The sequence below is a fragment of the Bacillus sp. 05T31 genome (genome assembly GCF_056396725.1).
In genome coordinates this window covers 1-1,067 of the sequence record NZ_JBFTMA010001032.1, presented here as the reverse complement: position 1 = coordinate 1,067, position 1,067 = coordinate 1, and the positions used below count along the sequence as shown (strand labels likewise).

The window sequence follows — 1,067 nt, the reverse complement described above, 5'->3', positions numbered from 1 at the left end:
GTACCATCCCATATCAACCAATCTAAGGTTTTAAAGTAAGCCCTAAATGAAGATTTTTCTTTCTCTGTAGTTAGTTATTTTGAGAATTCAGCTCTTTTTTCTTTTTGGGGTGTTTATTTTTCTAAAGTTGATGGATATGGTGAGCCCTCATAGATAAAGATAAGTGATAGCATATATTCTTTTAGTTGTATTTGGCTTATAAAAATTTTCATTTAAATAAACGATGGCATAAAAGCGTCCAAATAGGATGCTTTTTTCTTTGTTGTATAAAAAAATACACAATAAGCATAGGTATGGGCATAGTTATATTGATTGTGTAATTAATTCTAAATGTTTAAATAAATGTTTGATTATATATTTATAAAATATTTCAATATTGGGATAACACGCCATCGCCATGTGAAGTGCCGGTCTGCTAGATCCTCTGGATCTCAAAAACTTTTCCATGCTTTACGTACGATAAGAGGAATCGAAACCATTCATRCCCTATACAAACAAAGGCGRAGTCTTCAAAYAGACTCCGCCTTTTCAGCCTACAATGAACTAAAACAATTACTAACCACGGCCTAAATGGTTTGCCGCATTTATATACATAAAATAAAAGTAATAGATGTATGAAAGAATTTTTATACTTATGAAAGACTTTTGTAACACTTTTGAGAGAGAAATGAAAGATGTATTAGATATGATGAAGTTGTTCTTAATAGTAGGTGTTCTAACTCACCTGAAAATCAAGGAGGAAAAATAACAATGAAGAAATTGAAGCCAGCACTTAGTGTATTAGGTAGTGTATCGATGGCACTGACTTTAGCATCCCCTGCTTTAGCAGATATAAAACAGCCGAATGCAGGAAGCACAATTGAAATGTTCAAAGAGGATGCAAATGCAAAAGAAGGAAAAGATCTTATCTATGGAACTGATGGAAAAAAGGGAAAGATGTCTACTGAAAAAATTGAAATACAAAATAACGATTGGGATCAAGATGGTATTTCTAACGACTTAGAAATAAAAGGCTATAAAATTGAGTTCAATCGACAAACCGGGAAAAATGAAGCACAGGCATGGGA

General features: G+C 32.6%; 2 pseudogenes. Both read left to right on the top strand.

The annotated features are described in order from the left end of the window. Nucleotides 1-360: 360 nt before the first annotated feature. A pseudogene (locus AC1DJR_RS31055) lies at nt 361-570 on the top strand (IS6 family transposase); the annotation flags it as partial. A gap of 180 nt (nt 571-750) precedes the next feature. Further along, a pseudogene (locus tag AC1DJR_RS31050) lies at nt 751-1,067 on the top strand (binary toxin-like calcium binding domain-containing protein); the annotation flags it as partial.